This is a genomic window from Clostridium sp. YIM B02555, from assembly GCF_022320955.1.
GTDB classification, from domain to species: Bacteria; Bacillota; Clostridia; order Clostridiales; family Clostridiaceae; genus Clostridium; species Clostridium saccharoperbutylacetonicum.
Map to the genome: position 1 here is coordinate 56,507 of NZ_JAKJJY010000029.1, position 6,888 is coordinate 63,394.

Consider the following 6,888-nt stretch of genomic DNA (forward strand, 5'->3'; position numbering starts at 1 on the left):
ATTTTTTTGATTATTAATTTTACAGATAAAATTCAACTCTAATTAGTACAAAAATGGTAGCCTATTGCTTATCCCCTAGCAATAGACTACCATTTTAAAACTATATATACATATATAAAATAATTTATTGTAATACTAATTCTTTAATATATACATCTTTATGTTTACTTAAATCCAAAAATTCTCCGTCTTTTAATAACAGCGGTTTTGCTATTTCGTTAATATTAATTTGGAGTATTTTTGCCTTTTCTCCTGTATTTAATAATACATCTTCACCCATAAAATAATTTGTTATATGTTCCAAAAATATTTTTGAATATTCAAAATCTAATTTATTTAAACTTTTTTCTTTTATTATTTCTAAAATTTCAAATGGGCCTCTTTTATCTATGTAATTTGGATCTGAATTCATTACATCGAGTTCATCAGCAATAGCTATAATTTTTGCAAATGAATGTATTTTTTCACCAGTTATTCCTAACGGATACCCAGATCCATCTTCTCTTTCATGGTGCATAAGAACTCCGTAACTTACAGCTTTATCTAAATAGTCAATACTGTCAACATATTTATAAGCTATTTTTGCATGTTGGCATACTTCTTTATACCTGTCTTGTATTAAAATATCTTGTTTTGTATGAAACTTCTTTTCTAATTTAGTAATACCAAAATCATGTAGTAGTGCTGAATAAATTAATAAGTTAACCTTTGATTGTTCAAGACCAACCCATTTTCCTAAAAGACCACTTAATACAGCTACATTTACTCCATGTCTATATAGTGGATCATTACCGCTACCTTTAAATGCCACTGTACTTATCACTATTTCTATAGAATTCAATTCCTTTAAAATCTTTTCAGCAAATAATCTAAGCTCACTAACTTTATTTTCTTTTACTCTCCCAAACTTTTCATACAAATCTTTTAACCCATCACTTATTTCTTTAAAGGTTTCTTCTACCCTTTGCATTTCAGCTTCTTTGGTACTTTGTGCTATTACAGCTTGAGATACTTTAACTTCAATTTTTTCGAGGAAATATGCCTTCTTTAATCTTGTTATTATCTCGTCATTTACTACAGTACCTTCCTTAATTAAAAGAGCTCCATTTTTAAGCACATCTCTTGTAATAATCATTCCAGATTTCAGCTCTTGAACATTAAAATATTCTTTTTTACCGTCCATTTCTCTCCATCCCCCTAAAGTAAAACTATATAAGAACTTCTTTAATATAAAACTCCTTTTCTTTTGTTAAATCTATAAAATCGTTATCTTTTAATATTAACGGTTTTTCTAAATCATTAGGATTCATTTTTATAATTTTGCAAGTTTCATTAGTGTTTAGTAAAACTTCTTCCCCCGTATAATAGTCTACAATATGCTCTAAAAACACTTTTGTATATTCATAATCCAATTTTCCTAAACTCTCATTTTTAACTATTTGCAACGCTTCAAATGGAAGTCTCTTTTTCTTATATCCTCTATCGGAATTCATAGCATCAAATACATCAGCTATTGCAATAATTCTAGCAAATGCATGTATTGCCTCATCTTTTAACCCTAATGGATAGCCTGAACCGTCTAACCTTTCATGATGCATTAAAACTCCATATGAAACAGAAGTATCCAATTGTTTGATTTCTTTGACGAATTTATATCCTAACTGTGCATGAGTTTTTATCACATTGAATTCATTTGTAGTTAATGTTGCTTCTTTTTTTAATAATTCCCTATCTATTTTTGTTTTACCATAATCATGAAGAATGGCTGAATATACAAGAGAATTCAATTTTGCATGGTCATAACCAATCCATTTTCCAATAATAGCACTTAGTGCCGCCACATTAACTGAATGTCTATAAATAGAATCATCTCCACTACCGTAAAGTACTATATTTTTTATTACTATACTACTAGGAGTCAATTCACTTTGAATTTTTTTTGCAAATTCTCTGACTTCATGCATTGCAATTTCATCATCATTAATTAATTGTCTAAAAGTTTTTTGTAATTTAAAAGCTATTTCCTTAAATTCTTCTTGAACTCTGATATATTGCTTCTCTTTCTCATAATTAGCAACTTTCTTTTTGACACTCACCTTTTTGTCATAAACTTCCACTGTTCCAATAAAAAGAATATTCTTTATTTTCTTTATCATTTGCCCAGTTATAGGAATATCTTTTCTAAGTAGTACCTTCCCATTTTGTTGAACCTCTTTAGCAACAATCATTCCCTCTTCTAATTGACTAAAGTCTACAACTTTAGTTTTCTTCTCTTCCTTATTCTCCATATGCATCCTACCCCTAATTTATACTTTTGATAATATATTAATTTTATGCAAACTATAGTTAAGTTTACAAAAAAATTTTTCATTTTTCTACAAATAATATTAATCCAAACCCTTTACTATAAAACTCGATTTAAAACCCATTTTTCAAGAATTATATACTTATTTACTTATATTATTCTATATTTTTTATCTTTTGTCAAAACAAGTTTTCTACTTTTAACAAAATTCTACATCTAAACTAAATTTAATTAGTAAACAAGAAAAGGACGAAATATTTTTATTTCATCCAAAGCTTAAAATTATTTAAATTATTCAATTGATGATGCTTTTTTCTTACCTGTTTTAGCTTTTCCCTGTATTTCTTGAGGAACATCCATAACATCATTTTTTTTCAAATTCATCTTATGATTGCTTTCTGTTCCATGAGGGTCGCTAGGATCAGGTCTTCTCATACCTGCTTTTGCCATAATCATATCATCCTTTCTAAAATACTTTCATACTTAGTATTTTCAAAAGCTTTTTATAATATACACACATTAAAAAAGAGCAGCTTTGCTGCAATGAAGATCATTTTTAAATTTTTGACCTGTTATTTATATTTCTTTACATGATTTTTCTGCTTCTATCCAATTACTCCAAACTTCCACCTTATATCCTACTGTTGCTTCTTTACCATTCCTTACAACTGGTGTATTCATTACTTTTTGATTTTTAAATAATAATTCTGTTTTTACATCAGCACTCCTAATATTATTAAAATTTAATTTTGTATAATCCTTTGATTTATTGTTTATTAAATCATTAATGCCTACTGATTTAAGTACACTTGTAAGTTCACCTTTACTCATAGCCTTTTCATTTATATCAATCAATTGATATTTTACATTTCTTTCCTTAAAAAAGCGTTCAGCCTTTTTAGTATCAAAACATTTTTTTGTTCCAAATATTTGTATATTCATAAAACTCCTCCTGCGGCAATTATCAATGTTCAATGCTCAATTGTCAACAATTTCTGAGCATCTCTTCTTCATTTGCAATTTAAAATTGATAATTGACAATTAATTACTAATATTTTATCAATTCTCTATAAATTCCACCTAATTCTTGTAATCCTTCTGCCACTAATTCAGCCATTATCACTGCACCTTCATATTTTAAATGAGTATTATCCTCTAAACCTTCAATATGAGATATAAATTCACCTTTTCTAAGATGCATAAACCACTTTTTTGAATTTTCATCACCTGTTTTTTCTAATAACGCCTTACTCTTTTGGCATAAATCAATTACAGGAACCTCTAATCTTTCCCCCAATATTTTCATTGCATTTGGGTATTCATAATGAACTTCATCCTTAATATGTCCATTTTCAGAAAATATTCTTCTATATAATGATGTTATCAATACCGGATATGCTCCCTGTTCTCTAGCAACTTCAATATATTTAGTTAAATATTCTTGATAAGTAGAGTATGGTTCAGTATTTCTCTCTTTATCAGCCTTCTGATCATTATGTCCAAATTGAATAAAAAGAAAATCTCCTTCCTTTATTTCTTTCTTTATCTTTTCTAATATTCCTTCAGCTACAAAGCTTTTGCTACTTCTTCCATTCTTAGCATAGTTATAAACTACAATGTCCTCATTTAAATATAAACCCAAAGTTTGTCCTACTCCAGTTTGCGGATATGAATCTATTTTATTTTGTGCCACAGTTGAATCTCCAGCCCAAAAAATCCTCTTAATCATTTATCTTCCTCCTAAAAAACAGCCAATAATGTATGCCTTATTATTATACTCTAATTTTTTCTATTTTCCCATATTGTCATAGTAATACCTTCATTATTCATTATCATCTTTGAATATCTAGATTTCATAAGTCTCTCATTATTCTGAAATTCAATACTTTCCTGGGCAGCACAAAAGTGACTGCGCCACGCTCTTTCTTGATACCATTTTTTACAGATTAATATCCTTATAACCATTGGTATAACTGGCTTTTAAAATAAAAAAGCTTTATACTTTCCTAAACATTAAAAAAAGCCATACATAGGGATTTCCTACATATGGCTTCTATAAATAACTTAAACTTAATATATATTTTAACTTTTTTAGATTAATTACTTAATCTTTTGAGCTTCTTTATCATTATATGTTTTTAATGCATTAATTCTATCTTGAATTTTTTCAGCATCAGTTTTCTTAAAATTATAACCAAAAGTTGCGTTATCCCAATCACCATAAGTTGCGTTAGGAAGAATGATATATTCTGTTCCAAACTTATCAATATTTTTTTCAACGATATCTTTTCTTGCATCATTTAATTTATTATAAAAGTCTGCTGGGAAATCCCCTAAGTTATCGCCTACATACATAACTATATTATTATCCTTTGCAACTGCATCTACTCTTGCTTGTTTAGATGAACTATCTGTTTTAACTAAAACGTGAGCCTTATCTGCATGAGGTAATCCTAATTTCTTTAAATTATTTATTGTAGCATCTTGTTCTGTAACACTTCTATTACTAATATAATATACTTGCACACCTAAAGTATTTGCTGTATCTAAAAATTTATCTGCACCTGGGATAACTGTAGCCTTTTCTTTTAATACCCAAGCATGCCATCTGTCTGAGCTATATGGTTTTCCATCAAGAAAATCTCCGATTTCACTACCATAGTTGTTAAGTACTGTTTCATCAAGATCTAGTACTACTGCCATTGGTTTAGTCTTTTTATAATTTTTAGCTATGTCTTTAATTTTTTCTGTAGCCATATTATATGTTTGATATTGAAGTGCTTCAACTTCACCACTAACATATTGGTATTGAAGTGCAGATGCTGTTCCATCCATGTATTTTGCTGTTTCTGCAGCTTGAACACCTTGCCCCATAAGCATTCCACAAATACCTAATCCTAAAAATAAACTCATGACTTTTCTTTTTTTCATATTACCTTCTCCTCCCAAATTTTAATTTAAATTTTATTTATATAATCAAAAAGATCCTTGTTTCAAATCATATATAGCAAATAACTTTAAAATTATGAGTATATTATCATCCAAACAAGAATCTCCATTGATTCATTTATTACTTATCTAATTGTACTATTGTATCAAGAGCAACTTCCATCATATTTGTAAATGTTAATTGTCTCTCTTCTGCACTTGTTACTTCACCAGTTACAAAGTGATCACTTACTGTAAGCAATGCTAATGCATTTACTCCAAACTTAGCTGCAATTGTGTATAATGCAGCAGCTTCCATTTCTACTCCTAAGCATCCAAACTTAGCCCACTTCTTCCAATCTTCATTATCATCTCCATAGAATACATCAGAGCTATAAATGCTTCCTACCTTAGGATCAAGTCCTTTTTCAATTGCAATATCATAAGCTGGCTTTAATAATTCAAAGCTAGCTGTTGGTGCAAATGTTCTTCCTTGGAATCTTACTAAATTTAAATTTGAATCTGTTGAAGCTGACATTGCAATAATAAGATCTCTTATTTTAACTTTTTCGCTATATCCACCACAAGTACCAACTCTTATAAGATTTTTAACTCCATAGCTTTGAACCAATTCATTAGCATAGATAGAAATCGATGGTATACCCATTCCAGTTCCTTGAACAGAAATTCTTTTTCCTTTATATGTTCCTGTAAATCCATACATTCCTCTAACTTCGTTGTAGCATACTGCATCTTCTAAAAAAGTTTCAGCAATAAACTTTGCTCTTAAAGGATCTCCTGGTAATAATACACTTTCTGCAATAGCACCTTCTGGTGCATTAATATGAACACTCATTTCGTTACCTCCAAAAAATTATTCAGTTTACAGTTTACAATCATCAATTTACAATTAAGGATAAAATTTCTTTCAAAAATTTTTATATTATACTCAAATTACGCAGTAATTTGTACCTAAACTGTAAACTGTGAACTATTATTATTTACCTAATGCATCTTTTTTGAATGCTCCTGGTAAAATTTCTTTCATTTCTTTTTCTATATAATCATTTTCACTTTTAGCTAAAATTACTTTAATATCTTCATCCCCAAATTCAGCAATTACTTGACGACAAATTCCACAAGGATATGTGTATTCTTCTAAACTTCCTACTATAGCTATTGCTTTTATTTTTGATTCCCCTTCTGATATTCCTTTAAATATACCAGTTCTTTCAGCACAATTTGTAGCTCCAAAAGATGCATTTTCTATATTACATCCTCCATAGATCTCCCCGCTTTCAAAAAGTACCGCTGCTCCAACTTTAAAATCAGAATATGGTGAATATGCCCTATTTCTATAATCTAAAGCTACTTTTATAAGTTTTTCATAATCCATGAAGATTTCCTCCTTTTATGATTCAGAATATACATATCCATTTACAAAATGAACTATATACGGATTCAAATCATATAAATTTTAATGAAACCGCTTCCTTATTTTCGCTTATTATTTAAAAACTATTGATTATACCTTGTTTTGCTTTCTTTGTTACAATCTTATTATTTACTTTCTTTAACTATTGCAATACTAGCACTTGCACCAATTCTGCTTGCACCTGCATTTATCATATCCATAGCTGTCTTAAAGTCTCTAA

The 6,888-nt window shown here is 28.8% G+C and carries 9 protein-coding genes and 1 pseudogene; all 10 read right to left on the bottom strand.

Going from position 1 to position 6,888, the window contains the following annotated elements:
- Positions 1-124 precede the first annotated feature (124 nt).
- Positions 125-1,183 carry an HD domain-containing phosphohydrolase gene (locus tag L3B98_RS26155; protein ID WP_015391748.1) on the bottom strand — a complete coding sequence of 353 codons (1,059 nt, stop codon included), beginning with the start codon at positions 1,181-1,183 and terminating at the stop codon, positions 125-127.
- 25 nt (positions 1,184-1,208) lie between these two features.
- Complete coding sequence (locus L3B98_RS26160; RefSeq protein ID WP_238918871.1) at positions 1,209-2,288, bottom strand: HD-GYP domain-containing protein; 1,080 nt, start codon at positions 2,286-2,288, stop codon at positions 1,209-1,211.
- A 308-nt stretch (positions 2,289-2,596) separates the two neighbouring features.
- On the bottom strand, positions 2,597-2,755 hold the full coding sequence (locus tag L3B98_RS26165; RefSeq protein WP_015391746.1) for a hypothetical protein: 159 nt from the start codon (positions 2,753-2,755) through the stop codon (positions 2,597-2,599).
- A 126-nt stretch (positions 2,756-2,881) separates the two neighbouring features.
- Positions 2,882-3,247, bottom strand: coding sequence for an arsenate reductase family protein (locus L3B98_RS26170; RefSeq protein ID WP_238918872.1), 366 nt, complete (start codon positions 3,245-3,247; stop codon positions 2,882-2,884).
- Positions 3,248-3,353: 106 nt separating this feature from the next.
- The gene (locus tag L3B98_RS26175; protein ID WP_238918873.1) at positions 3,354-4,034 is read right to left on the bottom strand and encodes a rhamnogalacturonan acetylesterase; all 681 of its coding nucleotides are present in this window, start codon (positions 4,032-4,034) and stop codon (positions 3,354-3,356) included.
- Positions 4,035-4,084: 50 nt separating this feature from the next.
- Positions 4,085-4,270, bottom strand: coding sequence for a hypothetical protein (locus tag L3B98_RS26180; RefSeq protein ID WP_238918874.1), 186 nt, complete (start codon positions 4,268-4,270; stop codon positions 4,085-4,087).
- Positions 4,271-4,405: 135 nt separating this feature from the next.
- Complete coding sequence (locus L3B98_RS26185) at positions 4,406-5,236, bottom strand: 5'-nucleotidase, lipoprotein e(P4) family (protein WP_077361587.1); 831 nt, start codon at positions 5,234-5,236, stop codon at positions 4,406-4,408.
- A 139-nt stretch (positions 5,237-5,375) separates the two neighbouring features.
- Positions 5,376-6,089, bottom strand: coding sequence for a purine-nucleoside phosphorylase (gene deoD, locus L3B98_RS26190; protein ID WP_238918875.1), 714 nt, complete (start codon positions 6,087-6,089; stop codon positions 5,376-5,378).
- A gap of 141 nt (positions 6,090-6,230) precedes the next feature.
- Positions 6,231-6,629 (bottom strand): cytidine deaminase, encoded by a 399-nt coding sequence (locus L3B98_RS26195; protein WP_238918876.1) that lies wholly within the window; start codon positions 6,627-6,629, stop codon positions 6,231-6,233.
- A gap of 164 nt (positions 6,630-6,793) precedes the next feature.
- A pseudogene (locus tag L3B98_RS26200) lies at positions 6,794-6,888 on the bottom strand (2-deoxyribose-5-phosphate aldolase); the annotation flags it as partial.

What these genes read in the sequence shown, in the direction of transcription:
- deoD (WP_238918875.1), bottom strand. Translation starts at nt 6,089, where the DNA reads ATGAGTGTTCATATTAATGCACCAGAAGGTGCTATTGCAGAAAGTGTA.
- L3B98_RS26175 (WP_238918873.1), bottom strand. Translation starts at nt 4,034, where the DNA reads ATGATTAAGAGGATTTTTTGGGCTGGAGATTCAACTGTGGCACAAAAT.
- L3B98_RS26165 (WP_015391746.1), bottom strand. Translation starts at nt 2,755, where the DNA reads ATGGCAAAAGCAGGTATGAGAAGACCTGATCCTAGCGACCCTCATGGA.
- L3B98_RS26180 (WP_238918874.1), bottom strand. Translation starts at nt 4,270, where the DNA reads ATGGTTATAAGGATATTAATCTGTAAAAAATGGTATCAAGAAAGAGCG.
- L3B98_RS26155 (WP_015391748.1), bottom strand. Translation starts at nt 1,183, where the DNA reads ATGGACGGTAAAAAAGAATATTTTAATGTTCAAGAGCTGAAATCTGGA.
- L3B98_RS26195 (WP_238918876.1), bottom strand. Translation starts at nt 6,629, where the DNA reads ATGGATTATGAAAAACTTATAAAAGTAGCTTTAGATTATAGAAATAGG.
- L3B98_RS26185 (WP_077361587.1), bottom strand. Translation starts at nt 5,236, where the DNA reads ATGAAAAAAAGAAAAGTCATGAGTTTATTTTTAGGATTAGGTATTTGT.
- L3B98_RS26160 (WP_238918871.1), bottom strand. Translation starts at nt 2,288, where the DNA reads ATGGAGAATAAGGAAGAGAAGAAAACTAAAGTTGTAGACTTTAGTCAA.
- L3B98_RS26170 (WP_238918872.1), bottom strand. Translation starts at nt 3,247, where the DNA reads ATGAATATACAAATATTTGGAACAAAAAAATGTTTTGATACTAAAAAG.